At 44.3% G+C, this 506-nt stretch carries 1 pseudogene; it reads left to right on the top strand.

The annotated features are described in order from the left end of the window. Positions 1-506, top strand: a pseudogene (locus tag R7E78_RS30945) (hypothetical protein); the annotation flags it as partial.

The raw sequence follows: 506 nt of genomic DNA, 5'->3' as shown, positions 1-506 counted from the left end.
CTGTTGATTCTGTCACAACATTTGCTGTCAGGAGATACCAACCAACAGGTAATAGATGCGCTGGCTTATGCCGAGCAAGCTAAAATTCCGGTTCTATATCTGCATTGGGACGGTGGGCTGACCGATCTTGGCCGAGACATTTTGGCAAAATTCCATGTTGACTACGTGGGGGACAACTATTGGCTTAAGTTAGGTTTGGTCGATTGGGCACCTTCATCACTGATGAACTTTGTGCCCGATTCTGTCATCACGCAACAAGCGTTGTTATCCCGTTTCGAAACTCAAAACTTCAATGTTGATTTGTCCCAATGTGATGATAAATCATGCCCAGAAGTAGCGAACATGGACAGTCAGTTTTACGACGCTGCCAACAGCATTCGCCAATGGCTGAAATCACTTGATGAGCAAAAAATCTCGTTGTTTGAACAAGATGGTTATCAATACGAAAAGCTGATGGTGTTATTGGCGGATCATTATCGTCAAACGGCCTCCTTTCCAATGGATAA

The organism is Vibrio sp. YT-19(2023) (assembly GCF_033337395.1).
The sequence above is the reverse complement of the archived record's forward strand: the minus strand, read 5'-3'. Positions and strand labels throughout refer to the sequence as shown.